This window comes from Cupriavidus gilardii (assembly GCF_013347325.1).
GTDB classification, from domain to species: domain Bacteria; phylum Pseudomonadota; class Gammaproteobacteria; order Burkholderiales; family Burkholderiaceae; genus Cupriavidus; species Cupriavidus gilardii.
In genome coordinates, this window is record NZ_CP054624.1 from 2,135,657 (window position 1) to 2,159,799 (window position 24,143).

Genomic DNA, 24,143 nt, shown 5'->3' on the forward strand with positions numbered 1-24,143 from the left:
GCCCGCTTCATGGCCCGCTTCATGGCCCAAATCGAACGTTCAGAATCGTCGCGTTCTGGATCAGCGTGTTGGCGCCGGTGTTCTGTATCACCGTGGGCAGGCCGCTGGCATTGGCGAACGCCCCATCCGAAATCGCGTTGCTGCCGGTGATCACACGGTTGGCGGTGTTGTCCGCCACCACGCCGGCCAGGCGCATATCGTTGACCACCACTTCGGCGCCGCCGCGGATCTCGTTCAGCGCCGCTGTGTCGACCGGCTTGCCGAAGCCGGCGAGCACGGCGACTGTCTGACCTTGCGCCGAGGGGCCGGCCGTTGTCTGCGCTGCCACGGCGGTGTTGTTGCTGTTGCTTTCCCCATTCTCTTCCGGCATGCCGACGGCAGTGGGCATCGCGGCCATCGGGCCCGCCGTTTCCGGCGCGGCGGACGGCTCCGCCGCGGCTTGCAGGCCGGGCCAGAGCAGGAATGCTGTCGTCAAAGCGCCGACAGCGGTGCGGACCGCTCGCATGATGGTGCCTCCTTGTGTCCCGTCTCCGCATGGCGGGAGGCAGAACGTTCCGTCGAACGGGCATCCCGGCCGAGGCCGGTACGCCCACTCCTGCAGAGCAACACCGCGCAAGGCGCGATGCCGGTGCGCCATCCACGCGCCGGCATGCGCGCCCGCGCAGCGTCTTACCTGCCTACAGCCAGGTTGGCCTGGACCGTGACGGCTTGTTGCACCAGCGAGCCGAGGCCGCTGTTCTGGTTGGCGATCATGATGCCGGCCGCCGACTGCCCGACGCTGCTCATCGCGTTGGACATGTTGAACGTGCCTGCATCGGCCAGCGCCGCGCCACCGGCGCCACCGGCGCCGCCGGTCGCACCGTTGCCCACGCCGCCGGTACCGCCCGCACCCGCGCCACCGGCACCGCCGGCACCGCTTGCCGCACCAGCCGCACCCACTGCGCCAGCGCCGGCCGTCGCATTGCCATTGCTGGCCGAGGTGGTCGCGCCGCCATTGGTCGCATTGCCGCCGGTGCCGCCGTTACCCGCCACGCTGGTCTGCGCGCCACCCGCGCCGCCGGTGCCGGTGCCGGCACCACCCGAAGCAGTCGCCGCGCCGCCGGTACCCGCGCCACCCGCACCGCCAGTGCCGGTTCCGGTGCCGCCGGTGGCCGCCACCGCGCCGGTGGTGCCAGCGCCGCCGGCGCCGCCAGCGGCGCCGGACGTGCCGCCCGCCGTGGTCACTGCGCCGCCAGTGCCTGCGCCGCCCGCACCTGCGGTAGTCGCGGTCGTGTCAGCGCCAGGACCGCGCGCGCCGCCGCCGCTGGAGCTGCTGCTGCCGCCCAGGCCCGCGCTCGCACCGAGCGAGCCGCCGGACGCCGCACCGGCACCGCCGCCGTCGCCGCCGCCGGCCAGGCTGCCGCCAGTGCCGTTGCCGCCGGCACCGGTACCGTTGGCGCCCCGGGCGCCGACACCGACGCTGGCCGCGAGGGCGCCACCGCCAGTGCCCGTGCCGTTGGCGCCACGGCCCGCGGTGCCATTGGCGTTACCGCCATAGCCGCCGCGGCCCGCCGTTGCGCTGCCGTTGTTGGCATCGCCCGCGGTCGCATCGCCAATCGTTGCCATGCCGCCGGCACCGCCGTTCCCGCCAGCGCCGCCATTGCCGCTGTTGCCGCCATTGCCGCCGGTGCCTCCCATGGCATTGCCGCCTGTGCCGGCGCCACCCGCACCGCCGGCGCCCCCGCCGGCGTTACCCAGCTGACGGGCGACGTTGCCGATATGGCTGACGGTCAGGCCGCTGACCGTGCCGTTCAGCCGCGTCATGGCGACCGCACGGCTGGTGTTGAAGGCGTTGGAGAAGTTGGCGGTCGAGGTGGAGCCGTTGTTTGCCGCAGTCGTGCCAAGGCCCTCCGCCCATGCGCGTCCGCGGTTCTCCGAATTGGTCTTGGTCGTGGTGGTGGTGTCGTTGTCGGTGACATTGACATTCACCGCCACGGCATCGTCGGTTGCGGTCTGTGCCAAGGCGTGCCCTGTCACCCCGAGAGTCAGGGCGACGGCGGACGCGAGTAAGGTCTTTTTCATACATAGCTCCCAGGAGGATGTTCTCTGCGACTCAGCCCGGCGCCGCCCTCGTCAGACGGAAACGAAGCGGTAGCCAGGTCATGGTCCGGCATTGGCCAAACCGAAGCGCCCTGCGCATATTCAGTGCCAGCACCCCACCCAGGTACGGCATTCCCTTGTAAAACAAGGCCAAAATGGCCCTGTTGCGGTGCAAGATCCCACTTTTGGTGCGACACTGCGAGCGCTAATCCTGTGCACCGGAACAGACATGTCACATCGCTGTGACAGGACCCGAAAAGCCTCGCCAGCCGGTAATTCCGGCGGCTCGAAAAAATATTGTTTATTGCCGGATAGTTAAGTCGGCATGCCGGAAAAACGGGCTCGACCCGCTCGCGTTACGAAAATGAAACGACGAACCGGCCAGCGCGCGGGTGGTGTTTTTTTAAGCACCTCCTGCATTGGGGGGATGTTTCGGATGAACCGCATCGCGGATCATGGGCGGCCGCGCCAATTCGGGCGCTGCATTCGTCGCTTCCCGAAGCGGAAAATCAAGCCGAAAAACGCTGGCGAGATTGCGACGAAAATGTATCGACATTGTGCCGACGTTGCTCTGGCAAGCCGGGTCCGGCGCATGGCCGGTAAAAGCGCGATTTCACACGACAGCGCCTATTGCGTTGTCACTATGTTCATGTCTGATTTAAAGTACATTAAACTAATTGCCGACCTGTCGTCGACTCGCAAGGGAAGCCATGAGTGAAGCCGTCGTTCCCCTGTATCACCAGATTTACGTGGTGCTGCGCCAACAGATTGTGGAAGGCCGTTTTGGCCAGGGGCCTCTGCCGGGCGAGATCGACCTGGCCAAGCAATTCCATGCCTCGCGCGTGACCATGCGCCGGGTGTTCGATCGCCTGGTGCAGGAAGGACTGGTGCGCCGCCATCGCGGGCTCGGCACCTTCGTCAATCCGCATCCGATCGCACCGGCCGCCAGCGCACCGCAGACCGTCAGCCTGCTGGACAACCTGCTCGACATGGGGCAGAAGACCTCGGTCAAGGTGATCTCGATCGAAGAGGTCCATGCCACGCCGGACGTCGCCGAATCGCTATGCCTGCAGCCCGGCGATCCGGTGACCAAGGTGGTGCGGGTGCGCCATTACCACGGCGAGCCGCTGTCCCACATCACCGTCTACGTGCCCGCCGACCTCGGCCGCCATCTGACCCGCAAGGATCTGGAAACCACGCCGATCCTGCGGCTGCTCGAGAACCGCGGCGGCCTGAAGCTGGGCCGTGCCACCCAGGTCCTGTCGGCCCGGCTGGCCGACGTGGTGGTGGCCCCGCTGCTCGAGGTGCCGGTCGGCGCCGCGCTGCTTGCCACCCGCCGCGTGGTGCAGGACAAGTCCGGCCGGCCGATCCAGTTGCTGCTGGGACAGTACCGGCCCGACCGCTACGAATATCGGATGGAACTGTCGCCGGCCGGCGGCGACAGCGCCAACGTCTGGGTCGACAACGGGACCCGCACCAGCTTGCGCGACTGACGCAGGCGCGCCATGCTGCGCGCTTCGACGATCAGACAAGGAGACCGCGTCATGCCGCTGCATCGAGCCAGCCGTTCCCTTCCCCCATCGGCCTCCATCACTGGCGTCGCCAAGACACGCCGCGCGACCCTCGGCCTGGGCGCCGCGACGCTGCTGTCGCTGCTCGCGCCTGCCGGCGCCATCGGCGCGGCCAACGGCAATGGCGGGCCGGCGGGAACGTCGGGCACCTCGGGCATAGCGGGCACGTCCCCCGCCCCGCTTGGCCCGATCGCCGGCGGCAAGCCGATCCGCATCCTGGTCGGGGCACCGGCCGGCGGCACCACCGATACGCTGGCCCGCACCATCGCCACCGAGATGGGCAAGCTGCTGGACCAGTCCGTCGTGGTCGAGAACCGCCCGGGCGCCGGCGGCAATATCGCCGCCGAACTGGTCGCGCAAAGCGCGCCGGACGGCAGCACGCTGTTGATGAGTTTCACCAGCCATACCATCAACGCGACGCTGTACAAGAACCTGCCGTTCGATCCGGTCGCCGATTTCACACCGATCACGCTGGTGGCCAGCGTGCCGAGCGTGCTGGTCGCCCATCCGTCGGTGCCGGCCAACAATGTCGCCGAGCTGATCCAGCTGGCCAAGTCCCGTCCCGGCAAGCTGAACTTCGGCATCGGCGCGGTCGGCTCGTCGGTGCATCTGGCCGGCGACATGTTCAAGATGATGACCGGCACGTACATCGTCAACATTCCGTACAAGGGGACGACGCCGGCCGTCACCGACCTGTTGTCGGGCCGCGTCGAGCTGATGTTCGCCAGCACGCTGAACGTGCTGCCGCATATCAAGGCCGGCAAGGTGAAGGCGCTCGGCGTCACCAGCCCCGCGCCGCTGCCGCAGCTGCCTGGCGTGCCGCCGATCTCGCAGACCGTCAAGGGCTTCGAGTCCAACGCCTGGTTCGGGCTGTTCGGCCCGGCGGGCCTGCCGCCGGAAGTCACGCGCACGCTCTATCAGGCCGCGCGCCGCGGTCTGGAGACGCCCGCGGTGGCCAGGCGCCTGGAAAACGATGGCGCGCAGCCGGTCGCCAGCACGCCGGAGGCCTTCAGCGCCTTCGTCAAGCAGGACATCAAGCGCTGGGCCACCGTGGTCCGCTATTCGGGAGCCAAGGTGGAATGAGCCGTGCCGGCGCCGGGTCCATCCCGGCGCAAACCCTCGCGCAGAAGCTGGTGGCCCGCGCCGCGGGCATGGACCGCGTGACGCCAGGCACCGTGGTCACCTGCAAGGTCGATCTGGCGATGTCGCACGATTCCAGCGGACCGCGCCGCGTTGCGCCGCTGCTGCGCGAGCTGGGCGCCAAGGTCTGGGACCCCGAACGCTTCGTCGTCGTGACCGACCATTTCGTGCCCGCCGCGGATGCGGAAGCCGAGGCGATCGTCCGCTTCACGCGCGACTGGGTGCGCGAGCAGCGCCTGCCGCATCTGATCGACAACGAAGGCATCTGCCACGTGGTGCTGCCCGAGCGCGGCTACGTGCTGCCAGGCCAGTTCATCGTCGGCGGCGACAGCCACAGCCCGACCGGCGGCGCGTTCGGCGCCTATATGTTCGGCATCGGCGCCACCGAAATGGCGGGCGTGCTGGCCACCGGCGAGATCTGGCTGCGCGTGCCGCAGACCATCCGCATCGAATGGGACGGCACGCTGGCCGACGGCGTCTGCGCCAAGGACATCATGCTGTTCCTGTGCGCGCGGCTCGGGCTGGGCGGCGGCCGCTACGAGGCGATCGAATACGCGGGCACGGCGGTAACCGCACTGTCGACGCACGAACGGATGACGCTGACCAATATGAGCGCGGAGCTGGGCGGGCAGACGGGCCTGGTCGCGCCGGACGCCACCACGCTGCAATGGCTCGAACAGGCTGGCGTGCCCGCGGCCACGCTGGCGCAGATCGATCTGCAGCATTGGCGCAGCGATGCCGATGCGCCGGTGCTGCAAACCCTTCGCTTCGATGCGACCACGCTGGCCCCGCAGGTCGCGGCACCGCACTCGCCGGCCAACGGCGCGCCGGTGTCCGATATCGATGGGGAAACGATCGACGTGGCCTATCTCGGCGCCTGCACCGGCGCCAAGCTCGACGACCTGCGCATGGCGGCCCGGATCCTGGGCGGACGCAAGGTTGCGCCCGGGGTGTCGCTGCAGTTGGCGCCGGCCTCGCTGCGCGATCAGCAGCAGGCCGAACGCGAGGGCACGCTGGCGGCGCTGCGCGATGCCGGCGCGCAATTGCTGCCCAATGCCTGCAACGCCTGCGCCGGCTACGGTCCCACGCGTTTTGCCGCCGGCACGCGGGCGATTGCCTCGACCGCGCGCAATTTCGCGGGCCGGATGGGCGATGCCGGCAGCGCGGTCTGGCTCGCCTCGCCGATGACCGTGGCGGCATCGGCAGTCACGGGCCGCATCACCGACCCGCGCACGCTGCTGTCATGACCTCGATCCCCACGAAAGCACCCGGCGATACCGCGGCCGACGGCCAGGCCGCCGGCCGCATCTGGCGCTTCGGCGACAACGTCGATACCGATGCGATGGCGCCAGCCACCCAGATGAAAGGCGGCATCGACCAGATCGCGCGCCATTGCCTGGCGGGATTGCGCCCCGAATTTCCCGCGACCGTGCGGCCGGGCGACCTGGTCGTCGGCGGATGGCATTTCGGCGTCGGCTCGTCGCGCGAGCAGGCGCCGCAGGCGTTGCGCCATCTGGGCGTCGCGGCCGTCATCGCGCCCTCGTTCGCCGGACTGTTCTACCGCAATGCGCTGAATCTCGGCCTGCCGGCGCTGGTCTGCCCGGATACCAGCCGACTGGTCGATGGAGACCGCGCAACGTTGGATCTGGACGGCGCAGCCATCGTGCTGGCCGATGGCAGCCGGGTGCCGTGCGAGCCGATCGCGCCGTTCCTGCTCGACATGCTGCGCGCCGGCGGGCTGATTCCGCATCTGAAGCGGCGACTGGCGCAGCAGCGCGCCTGACGATGCCTCGCCCTCAACCCCTTTCGGCGTTGCGGGCCTCGCGCAGCAACGCCATCACCTCTTCGTCGGTGGTCTGCTCGAAATCCGCGTAATACGCGCCCACCGCGCCGAAATCATCCGGCACCCACAGCGATACGCATTCGTCGGCCGCATCCCGCAGCGACGCCAGCCCTTCGACCGACGCGACCGGCACCGCGGCAATCACGCGAGCCGCCCCGGCATGGCGCGCGCTCTCCAGCGCCGCGCGCATCGTCGCGCCCGTCGCCACGCCGTCGTCGACCATGATCACGACCCGGTCGCGCATCGCCGCCACCGGCGCCCCGCCGCGATAGCGCTGCTGGCGCCGGGCGATTTCGCCCAACTGCCGGCCGCGCTCCAACTCGAAGGCACCGCTGTCGACCGCGCGGCGCGTCCACGCATCGTCGTTGGCAACGGTATGCGGCGGCGAGCCGGTCGCATCGCCCTCGACCACTGCTCCCAGTGCCAGCTCGGGATAGCCCGGCGCGCCGATCTTGCGCACCAGCAGGATATCCAGCGTGGCGCCCAACGCGCGGGCCACCTCGAAGGCGACCGGCACGCCGCCGCGTGGCAGCGCCAGCACCAGCGGCGGCTCTCCGTCCCGTTTCGCATGGCCAAGTTCGCTCAGGCGGCGCGCCAGATGGACGCCGGCGTCGCGGCGATCGGCGAAATACGGCGGCAGCGGCATCGCGGCCCTCCTGTCCTGTTGGTGCTCCCCGGGCGGTTCCGGCGTGCGCACGGGTGCATTAACCCTGTGGCGCGGTCACCCTTTTATGTCCGGCTCGACACATGCCGTTACAATGCGAAAGTTAACAAGAACGATTCGCATTTATCGTTCATCACCCGAGCCTCCGACCCGCACGGACCGACGTCACGGTCCGCGCTGCCGCACCGCGGCGGCATTGCGCGGGCGTTCTGAAAAAATATAGACGGATCCGACCATGCCACAGCGTGCAATCCATCGCCGCGGCCGCCACCGCGGCCATGCCCTTCGCCTGACGACTCTCGCCTTGGGCCTGCAAGCCGCCGGCATGGTCTGGGCCCAGCAGTCCGCGCCCGCCGATGGCCCGGCCCCGGCTGCCGCCCCCGCCGCATCTGCCTCCGCAACCGCCACGGCCGCCGCCGAACTGCCGGCGGTCACCGTACGGGCCACCAGCGACAACGAAACGGCCACCAGCCCCGTCTTCGGCTTTGTCGCCAAGCGCAGCGCCACCGCGACCAAGACCGATACGCCGGTCATGGAAACGCCGCAGTCGATCACCGTGATCACGCGCGACCGCATCGAGGCACAGGGCGCGCAATCGGTGCAGCAGGCGATCGGCTATACCGCGGGCGTCCACGCGGGCCTGTACGGCAACGACAATCGCGGCGACTGGGGACGCTTCCGCGGCACCGATTTCACGCAATACCAGGACGGGCTGCTCAATGCGGTTGGCTACTACAACAATGTCCGCCCTGACGTGTATGCGCTGGAGCGGATCGACGTCCTGCGCGGTCCATCGTCGATGCTGTTCGGCCAGGGCGCGGTCGGCGGCATCCTGAACCTGGTGAGCAAGCGACCGCAAGCCGAAGCCGCGCGCGAGATCGGCGTGCAGTTCGGCAACAACAACCGCAAGCAGGTGCAGGCCGACCTGACCGGGCCGCTCGATGCGGACGGCAAATGGCTGTATCGACTGGTCGCGCTCGCACGCGACAGCGACACGCATGTCGACTTCGCCCAGGACAATCGCTATCTGATCGCGCCGTCGCTGACGTATCGGCCGAACAGCGATACGTCGTTCACGCTGCTGGCGAATTTCCAGCGCGATGACAGCAATACGACGGCGGGGTTCTTTCCGTGGCAGGGCATGCTCTACCCGAACCCCGGCGGCCTGAAGATCCGCGACAGCCTCTTCGTCAGCGAGCCCGGCTTCGATCGCTTCAAGGCCGAGCAGGCCGCCATCGGATATCAGTTCGAGCACAAGGCGAACGAGGTCTTCACGTTCCGCCAGAACCTGCGGTATTCGTACAGCACGGTGGATTACCGCAGCATCTACGCGCGCTTCAACGATCGCGAGGGTCCGTGGGTGGCAGGCAGTGACCGGCTGTTGAAACGCACTGTCTATTGGGACAATCCGCGGCTGCGATCCTTCCTGGTCGATACCCAGGCACAGGCCAAGTTCCGCACCGGCAGCGTGGGCCACACGCTGCTGACCGGCATGGACTACCAGCACGCAGATATCGACGGCCGCCGAGGCATCAACGGTACCGGCAGCGCGGCGCCCATCGACATCGTCAATCCGGTCTACGGCAATTACGTCGCGCCGACGCTGGGCCACGTGAATCCCACCAAGCAGATCCAGACCGGCATCTATATGCAGGACCAGATGTCGTGGAACCAGTGGCTGCTGATGGTCGGCCTGCGCTATGACTGGTCGCGCGCCTCGCAAGTGAACACGCCGGCCAGCTCGCGCGACGACAATGAGCTGACCAAGCGCTTCGGCCTGATGTACCAGACCGACTTCGGCCTGAATCCGTACATCAGCTATTCCGAGTCCTTCCAGGGTGTGCCTGGCAACAACCGCGCAGGTCCGCTGAAGCCGCTGCGCGGCAAGCAATGGGAAGCGGGTATCAAGTACCAGCCTCCCGGCAAGAACGCCATGGTCACGATGGCGGTGTTCGACATGCGCGAAAAGAATCGTCGCGCCTCGGGCATCGTCAACGGCGTGGCGGACACCGTGCAGATCGGCGAAGCGCGCACCCGTGGTTTCGAGATCGAGGCGCTCGCATCGCTGCGCAATCGGGTCGACCTGATCGCCAACTACACCTACCTCGACACCCGCATCCTCGCGGGCAATTCCGTCGAAGTCGGCAAGCGCATCGCCAGCATTCCGAAGCATATGGCTTCGCTGTGGGGCACCTACAAGTTCAACCTGTTCGACAAGCCCGGCTTCTCGGCCGGCGCCGGCGTACGGTACTTCAGCGCCAGCTATGACGGCACCGACCGCAACAAGGTCGGCAGCGCCACGCTCGTCGACGCCGTGCTGGCCTACGACCACGGCCCGGTCCGCGTCGCGCTGAACGTCAACAACCTGTTCGACAAGGAATACCTGACGACCTGCCTGGCCCGCGGCGACTGCTACTTCGGCGCACGGCGAACGGTGGTGGGGAGCGTTACCTACAGGTTCTGATCAGCGCTGGCGAAGATTATCGACACTTGGGCTAATGGACGAAGCCTGATTGCGCCACCTTTGGGCGGCGCTTTTTTTGAGCCTTCGATTTGCCGCTGACCAAGCCGGCTGTAGCGCTCTTCAGTACCCAGTCTCCGAGAGCACACTACCGAACCCTATTCGTAGCGACATGACACGAATAATCGGATTTTTTGCGCAAACCACGCGAGATCCCCATTTATTCCATCGCTGTCCAGGGCAATAAAGTGCTGGAAGCCGGCCGTTTGTCGCTTGGCGAAGAGTCCCAAACTACCGCCCGCTTGCTGCAAGTAGGCAACCACGAAGGATCGCCTACACCTTTCTGGCACGATTCTCAGGCCAAAAAGTCACCGATCTCCGCCACAAACGCGTCGTGCCTCTCCACATTCGACATATGCACCGCCGGCAGCAGCGCCAGCTTCGCGCCCGGAATCGCCGCTGCGATTTCCTCGCTGTGCTCGGCCCGCGTCACCGTATCGAACTTGCCGCCGAGCACCAGCGTCGGCCGTGAAATCAGCGTAATCGTGCGTCGCAGGTCCATGTCGCGCACCGCGGCGAGCGCGCCGGCGATGCCGCGTGGGTCCGTTTCGAGCAGGACCTTGCGGAACGGCTCAAGCTCCGGATCGTTCTTCTCGCGCATTTCGGCGGGAAACCAGTTCCCTAGAAACGCGTCGGCCGTCTCGTTCGGCGTCGCGGTCAGGATCGTTTGAATGCGCGGCTCCCAATCCGCGGCCGGGCCGAGGTAGGCGGCGGTATGCGCGAGCACCAGGCGGTCGATTCGCTCGGGGGCGTGGATGGCAAGCCATTGCGCGACCATGCCGCCCAGCGACAGGCCGAGGAAATGGACGCGCTCGAGCGCCAGCGCATCCATCAGTTCGAGCGCGTCGCGCCCGAGCCGGTCCAGCGAATAGGCGCCGGCCGGTACGTCGGAGGCGCCGTGGCCGCGCATGTCGTAGCGCAGCACGCGGAAACGCTGCAGCAATGGCGGCATCACGCCGTCCCACATCGACATATCGGTCGCGATCGAATTGGACAGCATCAGCACGGGGCGGCCGGCCTCGCCTTCGAGTCGGTAGGCAATCCGCTGGGCATCGCTGGTGGTGAAGGTCGACAACGCTGGCATCTCGGTTCTCCTGGAAGGTTGAAGAAGGCCCGTCGCCGATCTGGCGGCCGGGGCCCATCACGGAAGCCATCGTAGTCATGCAGCGATTCTGAGAAAATTACAAAGTTCTCACACTCTCTGTCAGGAACGCGAACAATGTCCCGCTTCACGTTGCAAGACCTGCAGTGCTTCGACGCCGTCGTCCGCGAGGGAGGCTTTCAGGCGGCCGCGGCGGTTCTGCATCGAACGCATCCTGCGGTGTTCGCGGCGGTGGCCAGACTCGAGCGGCAACTCGGCCTGGCGCTGCTGGATCGCAGCGGGTACCGGGTCACCCCGACGGAGGCGGGTCGCGCCTTCCATCGGCAGGCTCAGTCGCTGTTGCGCGAGCTGCAGGCGCTGCAGCTTCACGCCGAGCAATTGGCGATGGGAGAGGAAAGCGAACTGCGCGTGGTGATCGGCGACCTGTGCCCGCCGTCGCAGACGCTGGGGTTGCTGAGCCCGTTCTTCGCCGAACATCCGGCAACGCGGCTGGACCTGCATGTCGAGGCGGTGACCGGGCCGTGGGAGCGCCTGTTCGGCGGCGAGGCCGATCTGATCGTGCATCGCGTCGACAAGAGCGACACGCGGATCGAATGGCTGGATCTATGCAGGATCGAGCTGATCCCGGTGGCGGCACCGGGCTTTCTGCCATTCGCCGTCTCGCGTGCAATCCGCCCGGAGCAGTTGCGCGCGCTGACGCAGTGCGTGATCCGCGACAGCGCGCGGCGCCCCGCGGATCAGGAGCATTTCGTGATCGCGGGCGCGCCGCAATGCACGGTGCCCGATCCGCTGATGAAGAAGGAGATCATCGTGCAGGGCATGGCGTGGGGCCATCTGCCCCGCTTCCTGATCGAACGGGAACTGGCCGAAGGAAGGCTGCTGTCGATCGCTGGCCGCTATCTGCCGGGGCGCATCGAGGAGCTGGTTGCCGTCCGCCGGCGCGACCGGCCGCATGGGCCTGTCGCCAACCGGCTGTGGGAGCATCTGGCCAGGGCGGCCCCGCGATTTCGCGCGGCGCTGCGCCATGGCGGAAATCGCTGAGTACGCCAGGACTTCAAGCGTTACACGCGCGTAGTCTCCGCATGCGCCAGCCAGTGCCGCGCGATGGCATCGCGCCGCGCTATCCACACGCCGCCTCGCGAGCGCATATGCGCGAGCATTGCCTCCAGCGCCGCAATGCGGCCGGGCCGGCCCAGCATGCGCAAATGCAACCCGACGGACATCATCTTGGGGGCGTGTGCGCCCTCGCGCCAGAGCCAGTCGAACGCATCGGTGACATAGCCCGCGAAGTCGGCGGCGCGCACAAAGCGGTTGCCGTGCTGGAACTGCATGTCATTGGTGTCGAACGCATAAGGCAGCATCACATGCGGCCCGCGTGGACCAGGCAGCGTCACGGGCAGATCGTCACCATAGAAATCGCTGTCGTAGAGGAACCCGCCCTCTTCCATCAGCAGCCTGCGCGTTCTCGGCGTCGAGGCGGAGCGCGTATGCCAGCCCACCGGCCGAATGCCGGTGGCCGAACGGATCGCGGCGACGGTGCGGTCGATTGCCTCGCGCTCCTGCTGGGGGGACATTGCGACATGGCTTTCCCAGCGCCAACCGTGTGCGGCGACCTCGTGGCCACAGGCCACCGCATCGCGTGCCAATTCGGGCAGCCGCTCCACGGCGCGTCCGCAGGCGCTGACCGTGATGGCAGCGCCTGCGTCTGCCAGGCATTGCATGATGCGCCACCACCCCGCACGCGTCCCGTAGTCGAAATGGCTCTGCAGGCAAGGATCGGGACGGCCTTCGATGCGGTCGATCACCTCGTACGTCGATTCGTTGCGGGCGTCGCCTTCGGCGATCGACAGTTCGGCCCCCTCTTCGAGGTTCAGCACGAACGATACGGCCACTCTCGCCTCGCCGGGCCAGTGCGGGTGGGGCGGACGACCCGCATAACCGAGCAGGTCGCGCTGCGCGGCTGGCGCTGGTTCGTCGGGCTTCGGCGACACGGCTACGCGGTCCATCGTCATTCCGCTTGCAGCTTGCCGCTGCGCACCAGCTTTGCATATCGGTCCAGTTCGCCGCGCAGGAAGGCGGCCGCTTCCGGAGGCGACCCTGTGGCCGGCTCGGCCCCCAGGGCCTCGAAGCGGCTTCGCACGTCGGCACTCGCGAGCACGGCTGCGATATCGTGATTGAGCTTCTGCACGATCTCGCGTGGTACGCCGGACGGCGCGATCATCATGAACCAGGGTGCGAACTGGTAAGCAGGCAGGCCGGCCTCTGCCATCGTCGGCACGTCGGGCAACAGGGGCGAGCGGCGCGGCGTGGTAACGGCAAGGGCCCGCAGTTTTCCGCTTCTGATATAGCCGACCGAAGAGACCACCGGATCGATCATCATGTCCACCTGCCCGCCGACCAGGTCCGTCAGTGCCGGCGCGGCGCCCTTGTAGGGTATGTGCGTCAGAGCGACGTCGGTCAGGCTGGCAAACTGCGCTCCGCCAATATGGCTGGTCGATCCGCTGCCCGAAGAGGCATAGGTCATCTTGCCGCCAGCGCGTCGCGCCAGTGCGACGAGCTCCGTCACCGAGCGCGCCTGCACTGCCGGATGGACGGCCAGCACGCTGGGCAGCGTGGCGATCATGGCCACCGGCGTGAAGTCGCGCTCGGTGTCATAGCGCAACTTCTGATAGAGGCTCGGGTTGACCGCATGGCCCACCGTCACGAGCAGCAGCGTGTGTCCATCCGCCGGGACCTTGGCCACGTACTCGGTGGCGATCCGGCCGCCGGCTCCGGGCTTGTTCTCGACCAGCACCGGCTGCTTCCACGTCGCGCCGAGCTTGTCCGCGAGGACGCGGCCGAAGGTATCGGCCGCACCGCCGGGCGGGAATGGCACCACGATGCGTACCGGCTTGTCCGGAAAGCTGGCGGCCGATGGCGCCGCCGCGGCATTGGTGGAAGCCGAGCTGACTGTCAGCAGGGCGGCGCAGGGAAGAAGGCATCGGCTCAACAAAGCGTGCAGCGTCATAGGGTCACCTTTTGCTATGGGAGGAAGGAACGCCCCGGCTCGTTTGCAATCGCCGTGCCATCGATGGCTGCATCACGGCACGACGCGACAGAGCGACGGCGTCATGCCGCCGGTTTCCAGTATTCGCGGCCGACTCCCTGCCACAGCGCGCGACAGGCATGCTCGGCCTCACGGCATACCTCGTCGAGATCCACGCGCGTCGGCACGCCATCGTTCACCACCACCTCGCCATCGACGACGACCATCCGGACATCCCTGCCCTGGCCGTTGTGAACCAGGTTGCCCAGGGGATTCACCAGCGGGACCAGATGCGGCCGCGCGAAGTCCAGCATCACCAGGTCCGCGCGCTTGCCTACTTCCAGGGTGCCGATGCGATCAGCGAGTCCCAGCGCACGCGCGCCACCCATGGTTGCCATCTCGAAGACATGGCGCGGCTGCCAGTCGTCATCGACGCCCCCCCGTTGCACGCGCGCCGTGACCAGCGCCCACCGCATCAGCTCGATCATGTCCGCGTGCTGCGTATCGGTTGCCAGCGCGATATTGATGCCGGCGCGCTTGATGTCGGGCGTCGGGGCGAGGCGACCGGAGCTCGCGTTGCACTTGGGGATGTGGACCACGTGGGCGCCCGCCCGGGCAAGCCTGCCGATGTCATCCGCGGTCACATAGATGCAATGGCCGCCCATCAGGCGCGGCGTCAGCAGTCCGGTATCGTCCAATACCTCGGTCGACGTGCGGCCCGTGCGCGCCTTCACGCGCTCGACCTCCACGATGCTCTGGCCCAGGTGCATGTTGACCCGCATGTCACGCTGCTGCGCCAGCGCGGCGAGCTCGCGCAGAAAGCCGTCGGAACAGGTGTCGACGGCGTGAGCCGCGAGCTGGACCTGCACGCGATCGTTGCCCTGCCAGCGGGCCGCCAGGTCCAGTGCCGCCTGCAGCGTGCGAGCGCCGATTGCGGCGTCGTAGTGCCAGCGGCCTTCGGCGACCTGCGCGAAGTCCACATCATGAATGCGCCAGCTCGGCGCGAGCCGCACGCCGAGTTCGGCCATGGCCTCGGTGGTCACGTCAGCGTGCACGAAGTTGTCGCCGATCAGCGTGGAACCGAACAGCATCGCTTCGAGCGCGCCGAGCCGCGCCAGCGCCCGGGCCTGCTCGGGATTGACCTGCGTGCCCTTCGGAATCCCGGGCGTATAGGACGGCGCGAAGCCCGCGTCGGCGGCCACGCCGCGCACCATCGACAGGATCGCGTGCGTATGGACGTTAACGAGCCCGGGAATCAACACCGTGCCGGAAGCGTCGACGACGCGCCGGACTTGGGCGCCCTCCGGCAGCGTCTTGCCGATATAGGCGATCGAGCCATCACGGACGGCAAGCGCCATGTCGCGCTGCGCGACGTCGGTACCGGCCGCGGTACCGAGCAACGTGGCACCGGTGAATGCAAGGTCGAACACGGGCGGCGGCTGCAGGAATTCGGTGGTCATGGATGAGTCTCGCTTCGAAGAAATCGCGGTCGATTCTGGTGCCGGCGCTTATGGATGGTGCGCCGCATGCACCATTACCGATCAACAATTTGTTTGTGGTTTGGTTAACCATTCTGGTTGACGATAATGCGGAACGCAAGAATAATTCGGCCAACGGCCCGCAACGCCGGCCGCCCACGCACGTCCCACCGATGAGTACCGACCCTTCGCCCGACATCGAGCAACGCCTCTACCAATCGATTGCCAGTGCATTGATGGCGGGCAAGCTGCGCCCCGGCATGCCGTTGCGGGAGCGCAATCTGGCGGAGCTGTTCGGTACCACGCGCGGCGCGGTGCGAAAGGTGCTGGCCCGGCTGGGACAGGAAGGCAAGCTGGAACTGCTGCAGAATCGGGGGGCCTTCGTGCCGCAGCCGTCGCCGGAAGACGTGGCGGACATCTATGGCGCGCGTGCCATCGTCGAGGCCGGGCTCGTTGCTGCGCTGGCCATGCGCCTGACCCAGCGCGGTGGCCGTGGTGCCTTGGCCCGGCTCAAGTCCCATGTCGAGGCCGAAGAGGCGGCGAGCCTGGCGCAGGACCGTGAAACGTCGGTGCGCCTGGCCGGCGAGTTTCACCTGAAACTCGCCGAACTGGTGGGCAACGATTCGCTGCTTCGCTATCTCGAGCAGTTGATCGCTCGCACACAGTTGTTCGTCGCGCTGTACGAAGCGCGCGACGAGAGCCACTGCGCGCCGGACGAGCACCGCCGGATCGTCGCCGCGCTCGACAAGGGCGACGTGGCCGCGGCCATCGCGACGATGAGCAGTCATCTGGCCGACGTCCAGGCGCGCGTGCTGGCCCATATGGCACCGACGGCCGACATCGATCTCGCCGAGGTGCTCGGCGCCCCGCTGGGCTGATCGTGCGCTTCGTTCTGCTCAATCCCAATGCCAGCGTCGAGATGACCGCGCGCATGTGCGCGGTGGCACGCGAGGCGGTGGGCCCGGGTCACGCGCTGGATGGGTACCACAATCCCGACGGCCCGGCGGCCATCCGTTCCGCGGCCGACAACGCGCTTGCGGTGCCCGGCCTTCTCTCCCTCGGGGCGAGACATCTGCACCGGTGCGACGCGGCAATCCTGGGAGTGTCGATGGACACCGCGCTGAACGAACTGCGCCGGCAGACGACGATACCTGTCGCCGGTGTCACCGAATCGGCCATGTTGCTCGGCTCTCAGCTCGGAGCGCCCGTCGGGCTGATCACGGTCGGTTCCGACCTCGCGGCGCTTTATCGCGACCTCGTGCGGCAGTACGGGCTCGGCGGCCGCCTGGCCGGCGTCATCGGCATCGAAGCGCCAGGGGCCTACGGCGGTGCCACCGACGCCACCGTGGCCGACAAGCTGCGCGATGCGGTGCGGACCTTGCATCGCGCCCATGGCGCACGCGTGGTGGTCACCGTGGCCGCCGCGCTGTGCGGCTATGTGAACCTGCGCGATACCGACGTGCCGCTCTACGACGGTATCGCGTGTGCCGCCTTGCAGGCATTGGCGCTCGCGCGGCTCCGTCAGGCCTCTCTTTCCTCGGCCGGTTGACCCCTCGTTTTCCCTAGCCGGCCGTCCGTCGACGGCAGCCCTCGCGCCCGCACGCTGCGCTGCGCCTATTCTCCGCCGCACCCCGCAAGCCCTTGCCCATGCTGGCCCGCACGCCCTCAGCGAGGCACGGAATCGGTGCATCGCACCAATATCCGGCATGCATATGCACCACATTCGACAAACAATCTTCGTCTTGATTGTATGGCGGTTATTGGACTACTGTACGGGACAGTGAGACGCCATGCGAGGGCCGTGCCGACGGCACGGATGCGGCAGTCCCACCCACTACGCCAACTTGCCAACCGCCGACAGGCGGCCCCTCCGGAGGAGAACGCATCATGCAAGCAGTCAGTGTCGACGCAACCGCGCGTACCGCACAGGACCGTCCCCAATCGGTCGCGCGGGTCGCGGGTGCCAGCGTGGCGGGGACCACGCTGGAGTTCTACGACCACTTCATCTATGGATCGGCCGCCGCGCTGGTCTTTCCGAAACTGTTCTTCCCGCAGAGCGATCCGCTGACGGCGACGTTGCTGTCCTTCGCCAGCTACGGCGTCGCGTTTGTCGCGCGGCCTCTGGGCGCGGCGATCTTCGGCCACTTCGGCGACAAGTTCGGCCGCAAGTCGGTGCTGATTGTCACGCTGCTGATGATGGGCCTGGCGACCTTCGGCATCGGGCTGCTGCCGACCTACGGCAGCGTCGGCATGCTGGCGCCGTTGCTGCTGGTGCTGCTGCGCGTGATCCAGGGCCTTGCACTGGGCGGGGAGTGGGGCGGCGCGGCGATCATGGTCAACGAACTCGATCCCGAAGGCCGGCGGCGCGGACTGCTGGGCAGCCTGGTGCAGCTGGCGGCGCCGATCGGGCTGCTGCTCGCCAACGGTGTCTTCGCGCTGGTGACGTGGATGGTGTCGGAGGAAGCGTTCCTGAGCTGGGGATGGCGTGTGCCGTTCCTGCTGAGCGCCCTGCTGGTCGCGGTAGGCATGTACATCCGCGCCAATGTGCGCGAGTCCGCCGTGTTCGAGAAGGCCGAAGCCCAGCACGCCGAAGCCCGCGCGCCGATCGCCGAAGTGCTGCGCCACTACAAGAAGCAGCTGCTGATCGCCTTCGGCGCGCGCCTGGGCGGCGATATCGCCTTCTACGTCTTCACGCTGTTCCTGCTGTACTACGTGCCGACCAAGCTGGGCCTGCCCAAGAGCATCGCGCTCAATGCCGTGCTGCTCGGGGCCGTCGCGCAGATCCTGTTCATCCCCGTGGCCGGCGTGCTGGCCGACCGCATCGGCCGCCGCCCCGTGCTGATGATCGGCGGCATCGGCGGCGCGCTGTGGGCCTTCGGCTTCTTCGCGCTGGTACATACGCTGAGTCCGGCGTTGATCATGCTGGCCTCGTTCATCGGCATGGTGCTGGTGTCCTTCATGTTCTCGCCGCTCGCTTCGTTCCTGCCGGAGCTGTTCGCCACGCAGGTGCGCGTCACCGGCGCCTCGCTGGGCTTCCAGTTCGCCGGCGTGTTCGGCGGCGCGCTGGCGCCGCTGATCGCGGTCGGCCTGCTGGACCGCTTCGGCAGCAGCACGCCGGTCGCCATCTACCTGGCCGTGGTCTGCGTGCTGATTGCGGTCGCCGCCGGCGTCGCACGCGAAACGGCACGGGCGCGCCTGTCCGACCTCGGCAATCGGGCCGCGCGCTGAACGCGCGCGGCGACCCGAGCCAGAACAACAACCGTCATGAGATTCCTGTGAAACAGTTCGACCTTCTGATCCACAACGGCACGGTGGTGACCGCCAGCGACACCGTCCAATGCGACATCGCGATCGCCGGCGGCCGCATCGTGCAACTCGGCCATGACCTGGGCAGTGCCCGCGACGAGATCGATGCAGGCGGCAAGCTGGTACTGCCCGGCGGTGTCGATGCGCATTGCCATCTCGACCAGCCGATGCCCGATGGCCTGAAGATGGCGGACGACTTCGAATCGGGCACGATCTCGGCCGCATGCGGCGGCACCACCACCGTGATTCCGTTCGCCGCCCAGGAAAAAGGCCAGTCGCTGCGCGCGGCCGTGACCGACTACCATCGCCGTGCCGAAGGACGCGCCGTGGTGGACTACGCCTTCCACCTGATCGTGTCTGACCCGACCGAGACGGTTCTGCGCGAGGAGCTGCCCGGTTTGATCCGCAAGGGCTACACCTCGTTCAAGGTCTACATGACCTACGACGACCTGAAGCTGGGCGACCGTGAAATCCTCGAGGTGCTGACGGTGGCGCGGCAGGAAGGCGCGCTGGTGATGATCCACGCCGAGAACTCCGACTGCATCGCCTGGCTGACCGACCGGCTGGAGGCCGAACAGAAGACCGCGCCACGCTTTCATGCGATCGCGCGGCCGATGGCGATCGAGCGCGAGGCCACGCACCGCGCGATCACCTTCTCGGAGCTGGTCGACGTGCCGATCCTGATCGTCCATGTATCCGGGCGCGAAGCGGTCGAGCAGATCCGCTGGAGCCGCGCGCGCGGCATGAAGATCTTCGCCGAGACGTGTCCGCAGTACCTGTTCCTGACCGCCTCGGATCTCGATCAGCCGGGCTACCACGGCGCCAAATGCGTCTGCAGCCCGCCGCCGCGCGACCGCGCCAACCAGGAGGTGATCTGGGACGGCCTGGCCGATGGCCTGTTCACGATCTTCTCGTCGGATCATGCACCGTTCCGCTACGACGATCCGCAGGGCAAGCAGCCGGGCGGCGAGCAGGTGCCGTTCCGCTATATTCCGAATGGCATCCCCGGCCTGGAGACGCGGCTGCCGCTGCTGTTCTCCGAGGGTGTGGGGGGCGGACGCATTTCGCTGAACCAGTTCGTCGCGTTGACCTCGACCAACCCCGCCAAGCTCTATGGACTGCATCCGCGCAAGGGCACGATCGCAATCGGCGCGGACGCCGATCTGGCGATCTGGGATCCGGAGCGCGAGGTCGTCATCCGCAACGCCGACCTGCACCACGCGGTCGATTACACGCCTTACGAGGGCACGCGCGTCAAGGGTTGGCCCGTCACGACGCTGGTGCGCGGCAAGGTGGTCGCGCACGAAGGCAGGCTGATGGCGACGGCGGGGCACGGCGAATTCCTGCCCTGCGCGCTGCCGGAGATGGCAAAGCCGCGCTACCGGACTTCGGGAGGAAGCCTTTGATGTCCCATCCGAATCGCAGCCAGCAGGACAGCGGCCGGGAGGCCGCGCCGCCGTATCCGGACGCCGCGGGCATCGCGGCCCAGGTCAACGCGGGCGATCTCGATCCCGGCGCGGTGGTGTCGGCATTCCAGGCACGCATCGACGCGCGCAATGGCGAGCTCAATGCCGTCTTCGAGGAGCGCCGGGATCTGGTCGACGCCGACGTCGCGCAACTGCGCGAACGCCTGGCCGCCGGCGAACGGCCGCCGCTTGCCGGCGTGCCGGTGATCGTCAAGGACGTCGTGTGGGTGCGCGGGCGCCGCGTGACGCAGGGCTCCTTGCTGTACCGCGACTTCGTCGCGCCGGCTGATGCCATCGCGGTAGAACGGCTGCGCGCGGCCGGCGCCATCGTGCTGGGCATGGGCAACACCTCGGAGTTCGCCTGCAAGGGCCTGACCACCAACAAGGTCTATGGCCTGACGCGGCATCCGCAAGACACCGCGCTGACGGCCGGCGGCTCGTCGGGCGGCTGCGCGGTGGCGGTGGCCGCCGGCATGGCGCCGCTGGCGCTGGGTACCGATGGCGGCGGCTCCAGTCGCCGCCCGCCTGCGCACGCTGGTGTGGTGGGATTCAAGCCGTCCTTCGGCGCGATTCCCGACGCCGCCGGCTTCCCGCATGCGTTTCCGGGCATCCAGGTGATGGCGCCGATCACGCGCACGGTCGACGACGCCGCGCTGATGTTCCGCGTGCTGTGCGGGCCCGATCCCCGCGATCCGGATTCCATGGGCTTTCGGTGCGCCGCGGCCGGGCCGCTGGACGGAATTCGCATCGCTGTCAGCCCCCGCCTGGGTCTCGACACGCCGGTGGACGACGATGTGGCGGAGGCGTTCGAAGCGGCGGTGGCAAGGCTGGAGGCGGCGGGCGTGCCGGGCCTTCGCGTGGCGCGGCAGGATCCGGTCTGGCCCGACGGGGCCGGCGAAGCGGCATTGATGCCGCTGCAGCATGTCGGCCTGGCCAATCTCCATGGCGACGCGTGGCGACGCGATCCGGATCGCTTCGATCCGGACATCGCGCGGCAGATCGAGCGCGGCTTCGCCTGGAGCGGCGCCGAGGTTGCGCGCGCACGCGAAGCCAGCCGCCGGATCGGCCTGGCCCTGGCGGCGTTCTTCACCGAGCATGATCTGCTGCTGTGTCCCACCACGCCGTGCGTGGCATGGCCCAACGACCGGCTCGGTCCCGAGCGGATCGGCGGCGTCGCCGTCGAACCGCGAGCGCATGCCGTCTTCACGCCGTTCTTCAACCATGCGCAGGCGCCGGCGATCTCGGTGCCGTGCGGCACCGGACGCGACGGGCTGCCGGTCGGATTGCAGATTGCCGGCCCGCGCGGCGCGGATTGGCGCGTGCTGGCTGCCGCGCGCCTGATCGAACAACTGCTGGCAGCAGGCTGAGACGGCCGCCGCACGAGCCTGGCAAACCCGCGATTCCATCCCAAGACACCATGCGCATCCTTGTCCTGAACCCCAATACCAGCGAAGGCATCACGGCCCGTCTGATGGCCGCGGGCAGCGACGCCGCCGCCCCCGGTACCGAACTGGTGCCATTGACCGCGCCGCGCGGCGTGCCCTATATCGCCACCCGTGCCGAGGCGCAGATCGGCGGCGCCATCGCGCTGGAGATGCTCGCCGAACACCATGCGAACGTCGATGCGGCGATCATCGCGGCGTTCGGCGACCCGGGCCTGCTTGGCGCGCGCGAACTGTTCGACCTGCCGGTCGTCGGCATGGCGGAGGCCGCGATGCTGAGCGCCTGCATGCTCGGGCGGCGCTTTGCCATCGTCACCTTCGCCCGCGCACTGGGTCCGTGGTACGAGGAATGCGTCGACATGCATGGGCTGCGCGGCCGGCTGGCCGGCATTCGCATGCTCGACGACGCCTTCGCTTCGGTATCGGATGTGCAGGACGAGAAGGAAGCGTTGCTGGTGGCGCTGGCCAATCGCGCGGTCACCGAGGACGAGGCCGATGTGGTGATCCTCGCCGGTGCGCCGCTGGCCGGACTGGCGGCGCGGGTGCGCGACCGCATTCCGGTGCCCGTGGTCGATCAGATGGCGGCCGCCGTCAAGCAGGCCGAGGGACTGGTTGCATTGAACACGCGCAAGGCGACCGCCGGTACGTTCCGCCGTCCCGATGCCAAGCCCACGTTGGGGCTCCCCGATGCGCTGGCGGCCCGCATCGAGCATCGCTAGACGTCAGCCGTCGGGGCGTTCGGTCATAGGGTCGTTGGCCCGCGGAACGCGGCCGCGGCCACGGCCGCGTCAGACGGAGGCGAAGACCGCCTCCAGGTCGACCTCCTCGTCGGCCGGCGCATCCAGATGCAGCGTGCTTTCGACATGCGCCAGATGCTCGGTCATCAGCGTCGCCGCACGCTCGCCGTCTCCCGCTTCCATCGCATCGAGAATGTCGTCGTGCTCATGATGGGGGCATGACGGGACGCCCGGCGCATCGTACAACGCGATGATCAGGCAGGTCAGCGAGCACAGCTCGCGCAGATATTTCGCCAGGTACTGGTTCTCGGACAGGTCGGCGAGCCGCGCATGGAATTCGCCGGACAGGCGGATGATCGTGCGGCGGTCGTTCTTGCGCCGCGCCTGCGCCTCCTCGCGCGTGATCGCGCGCAGCGGCCGCAAGCGCTCACGCGTCATGCCGGCCGCGAGGTCGCGCGCCAGTTCCGGCTCGATCAGCCGCCGCGCATGCAGGACCTGGCGGGCCTCCTGCACGCTGGGGCTGGAGACGAAGGTGCCGCGGTTCGGATACACCGTCACCACGCCCTCGTGGGCGAGCTTGGTGAAGGCGAGCCTCACCTTGGTCCGGCTCACGCCGAACACGCTGGCCAGTTTCTCCTCGACCAGCTTGGTGCCCGGCGGCAGGCGGTGCTCCCAGATCGCGACCAGGATGCGCTCGGCAATCTCGTCGACCTGAATGCCGGACACGGTCTTGCCGTCGTCCAGCGGTTCGGCAGGGCTGTCGGTGTCGAGGCGCGCGACTTTCGCTCGAGGCATGGTCAATCCGGATGCGGGCTGTGGAGCGACTATTGTACGGCGGCGGCGCGACGAGTGTATATCGGCAGCGCAAACAATCCGCCTGCCCTCTCACCACTGCACGCCGCGCATTCCCTGTTCGATCGCCGCCGCCAGCGACATCAGCGGCCCCGTCAGCGCCGCCTGCGCGGCCGCCATGTCCTGCTGTCCGGAAACGCTGACGTTCAGCACATGGACCGCGTAGCCGTCGAACCGCATCGGCGTGGCCAGGGCCACCACCTGGGGCTGCCACGAGGCCGCGCAGTAGCCGTGCCGATGCACCGACTCCACCGCGGCCTCGATCTCCTTGCGCAGCTCGCGCCAGCCGCGGCCGCCGCCTTTGCTCGCGAACGACGCCATCATCCGGGCGAAATCGTCGGGGCTCAGCGTCGACAGATGGGCGCGGCCCAGCGACGTCAGCGCCATCGGAATGCGCTGGCCCGTCACGACGGTACGCAGCGATTGCCTGCGGTTGTAGCGGAACGATTCGAGGTAGACCATCTCGTCGCCATCGGCGACGGCCAGGCCGACATTGATGCGGTGGCGCATCGCGACGTCCACCATCATCGGCGTGGCCACCTTGAGGACCTGGGAGCTGTCCCGCATCGCGTGCGCCATGCTGAGCACCGGCACACCGAGCCGGTACGCACGGGCTTGCGGGATGTAGTCCAGCATGCCGGTCTCGACCAGCGTCTGGGTCAGCCGGCTGACCGTCGAGCGCGACAGCCCGGTGCGCTCCGCAATCTCGCTGTTGCCCAGCATCGACGATCCGGCGCGGAAGGCGCGCAGGATCGCCACGCCCCGTTCCAGGGACCGGTTCGGCGTCGCCTTGCCCTGACCGGGCATGGTTCGCGAGCGCTGGGGAAGGCTGTTCGGCATGATCGACGTCGGGCATCGCAGAAGGCTGCCTATGATAGCGGCCGGGTGGCACGCCGGCCGCCGAGTCGCCCATGTCG

General features: G+C 68.0%; 22 protein-coding genes. 13 read left to right on the forward strand and 9 right to left on the reverse strand.

Going from position 1 to position 24,143, the window contains the following annotated elements:
- Positions 1–19: 19 nt before the first annotated feature.
- Both FOB47_RS09635 and FOB47_RS09640 read right to left on the reverse strand, forming a co-directional pair.
- Complete coding sequence (locus tag FOB47_RS09635; protein WP_174780726.1) at positions 20–505, reverse strand: hypothetical protein; 486 nt, start codon at positions 503–505, stop codon at positions 20–22.
- A 164-nt stretch (positions 506–669) separates the two neighbouring features.
- Positions 670–2,061, reverse strand: a complete 1,392-nt coding sequence (locus FOB47_RS09640) for a hypothetical protein (protein WP_174780727.1) — start codon at positions 2,059–2,061, stop codon at positions 670–672.
- Positions 2,062–2,443: 382 nt separating this feature from the next.
- Between FOB47_RS09640 and FOB47_RS09645 the strand changes: the two genes are divergently transcribed.
- The 5 genes from FOB47_RS09645 to FOB47_RS09665 are packed head-to-tail and all read left to right on the forward strand — an operon-like array spanning position 2,444 to position 6,573.
- The gene (locus FOB47_RS09645; protein WP_174780728.1) at positions 2,444–2,797 is read left to right on the forward strand and encodes a hypothetical protein; all 354 of its coding nucleotides are present in this window, start codon (positions 2,444–2,446) and stop codon (positions 2,795–2,797) included.
- Entirely contained in the window at positions 2,790–3,572 is a 783-nt protein-coding gene (locus FOB47_RS09650; protein ID WP_053823336.1) for a GntR family transcriptional regulator, read from the forward strand. The genes FOB47_RS09645 and FOB47_RS09650 overlap by 8 nt, the downstream gene beginning before the upstream one ends.
- A 51-nt stretch (positions 3,573–3,623) precedes the next feature.
- Complete coding sequence (locus FOB47_RS09655) at positions 3,624–4,733, forward strand: tripartite tricarboxylate transporter substrate binding protein (protein WP_174780729.1); 1,110 nt, start codon at positions 3,624–3,626, stop codon at positions 4,731–4,733.
- Positions 4,730–6,037, forward strand: a complete 1,308-nt coding sequence (locus FOB47_RS09660) for a 3-isopropylmalate dehydratase large subunit (RefSeq protein WP_174780730.1) — start codon at positions 4,730–4,732, stop codon at positions 6,035–6,037. Before FOB47_RS09655 ends, FOB47_RS09660 begins: the two co-directional genes overlap by 4 nt.
- Complete coding sequence (locus tag FOB47_RS09665; RefSeq protein WP_174780731.1) at positions 6,034–6,573, forward strand: LeuD/DmdB family oxidoreductase small subunit; 540 nt, start codon at positions 6,034–6,036, stop codon at positions 6,571–6,573. Before FOB47_RS09660 ends, FOB47_RS09665 begins: the two co-directional genes overlap by 4 nt.
- A gap of 13 nt (positions 6,574–6,586) precedes the next feature.
- On the opposite strand, the gene FOB47_RS09670 is transcribed toward FOB47_RS09665, so the two are convergent.
- Positions 6,587–7,279, reverse strand: a complete 693-nt coding sequence (locus tag FOB47_RS09670; protein WP_174780732.1) for a phosphoribosyltransferase — start codon at positions 7,277–7,279, stop codon at positions 6,587–6,589.
- Between the two features lie 343 nt (positions 7,280–7,622).
- On the opposite strand from FOB47_RS09670, the gene FOB47_RS09675 reads away from it, so the two are divergent.
- Positions 7,623–9,761, forward strand: a complete 2,139-nt coding sequence (locus FOB47_RS09675; RefSeq protein WP_174780975.1) for a TonB-dependent siderophore receptor — start codon at positions 7,623–7,625, stop codon at positions 9,759–9,761.
- Between the two features lie 352 nt (positions 9,762–10,113).
- Here the strand turns inward: FOB47_RS09675 and FOB47_RS09680 are convergent, their stop codons facing one another.
- The gene (locus FOB47_RS09680) at positions 10,114–10,902 is read right to left on the reverse strand and encodes an alpha/beta fold hydrolase (RefSeq protein WP_174780733.1); all 789 of its coding nucleotides are present in this window, start codon (positions 10,900–10,902) and stop codon (positions 10,114–10,116) included.
- A gap of 135 nt (positions 10,903–11,037) precedes the next feature.
- On the opposite strand from FOB47_RS09680, the gene FOB47_RS09685 reads away from it, so the two are divergent.
- Complete coding sequence (locus tag FOB47_RS09685; RefSeq protein ID WP_174780734.1) at positions 11,038–11,961, forward strand: LysR family transcriptional regulator; 924 nt, start codon at positions 11,038–11,040, stop codon at positions 11,959–11,961.
- Between the two features lie 20 nt (positions 11,962–11,981).
- On the opposite strand, the gene FOB47_RS09690 is transcribed toward FOB47_RS09685, so the two are convergent.
- The 3 genes from FOB47_RS09690 to FOB47_RS09700 form a co-directional block, all read right to left on the reverse strand.
- Complete coding sequence (locus FOB47_RS09690; protein WP_174780735.1) at positions 11,982–12,926, reverse strand: polysaccharide deacetylase family protein; 945 nt, start codon at positions 12,924–12,926, stop codon at positions 11,982–11,984.
- Between the two features lie 2 nt (positions 12,927–12,928).
- Complete coding sequence (locus FOB47_RS09695) at positions 12,929–13,927, reverse strand: tripartite tricarboxylate transporter substrate binding protein (RefSeq protein WP_174780736.1); 999 nt, start codon at positions 13,925–13,927, stop codon at positions 12,929–12,931.
- Positions 13,928–14,028: 101 nt separating this feature from the next.
- Positions 14,029–15,345, reverse strand: coding sequence for an amidohydrolase family protein (locus FOB47_RS09700; RefSeq protein ID WP_244959221.1), 1,317 nt, complete (start codon positions 15,343–15,345; stop codon positions 14,029–14,031).
- 62 nt (positions 15,346–15,407) lie between these two features.
- On the opposite strand from FOB47_RS09700, the gene FOB47_RS09705 reads away from it, so the two are divergent.
- The 6 genes from FOB47_RS09705 to FOB47_RS09730 all read left to right on the forward strand — a co-directional run bounded on the left by FOB47_RS09705 (position 15,408) and on the right by FOB47_RS09730 (position 22,356).
- Positions 15,408–16,301 carry a GntR family transcriptional regulator gene (locus tag FOB47_RS09705; RefSeq protein WP_244959222.1) on the forward strand — a complete coding sequence of 298 codons (894 nt, stop codon included), beginning with the start codon at positions 15,408–15,410 and terminating at the stop codon, positions 16,299–16,301.
- 2 nt (positions 16,302–16,303) lie between these two features.
- The gene (locus FOB47_RS09710; protein WP_174780738.1) at positions 16,304–16,972 is read left to right on the forward strand and encodes an aspartate/glutamate racemase family protein; all 669 of its coding nucleotides are present in this window, start codon (positions 16,304–16,306) and stop codon (positions 16,970–16,972) included.
- Between the two features lie 338 nt (positions 16,973–17,310).
- On the forward strand, positions 17,311–18,651 hold the full coding sequence (locus tag FOB47_RS09715) for an MFS transporter (RefSeq protein WP_174780739.1): 1,341 nt from the start codon (positions 17,311–17,313) through the stop codon (positions 18,649–18,651).
- A 47-nt stretch (positions 18,652–18,698) separates the two neighbouring features.
- The gene (gene hydA / locus FOB47_RS09720) at positions 18,699–20,135 is read left to right on the forward strand and encodes a dihydropyrimidinase (RefSeq protein WP_174780740.1); all 1,437 of its coding nucleotides are present in this window, start codon (positions 18,699–18,701) and stop codon (positions 20,133–20,135) included.
- Positions 20,135–21,562, forward strand: a complete 1,428-nt coding sequence (locus FOB47_RS09725) for an amidase (RefSeq protein WP_174780741.1) — start codon at positions 20,135–20,137, stop codon at positions 21,560–21,562. Before hydA ends, FOB47_RS09725 begins: the two co-directional genes overlap by 1 nt.
- Positions 21,563–21,612: 50 nt before the next feature.
- Entirely contained in the window at positions 21,613–22,356 is a 744-nt protein-coding gene (locus tag FOB47_RS09730; RefSeq protein WP_174780742.1) for an aspartate/glutamate racemase family protein, read from the forward strand.
- A gap of 69 nt (positions 22,357–22,425) precedes the next feature.
- On the opposite strand, the gene FOB47_RS09735 is transcribed toward FOB47_RS09730, so the two are convergent.
- Together FOB47_RS09735 and FOB47_RS09740 are read right to left on the reverse strand one after the other, a co-directional pair.
- Positions 22,426–23,169 (reverse strand): GntR family transcriptional regulator, encoded by a 744-nt coding sequence (locus FOB47_RS09735; RefSeq protein ID WP_174780743.1) that lies wholly within the window; start codon positions 23,167–23,169, stop codon positions 22,426–22,428.
- Between the two features lie 90 nt (positions 23,170–23,259).
- On the reverse strand, positions 23,260–24,066 hold the full coding sequence (locus FOB47_RS09740; RefSeq protein WP_174780744.1) for an IclR family transcriptional regulator: 807 nt from the start codon (positions 24,064–24,066) through the stop codon (positions 23,260–23,262).
- Between the last annotated feature and the right edge of the window lie 77 nt (positions 24,067–24,143).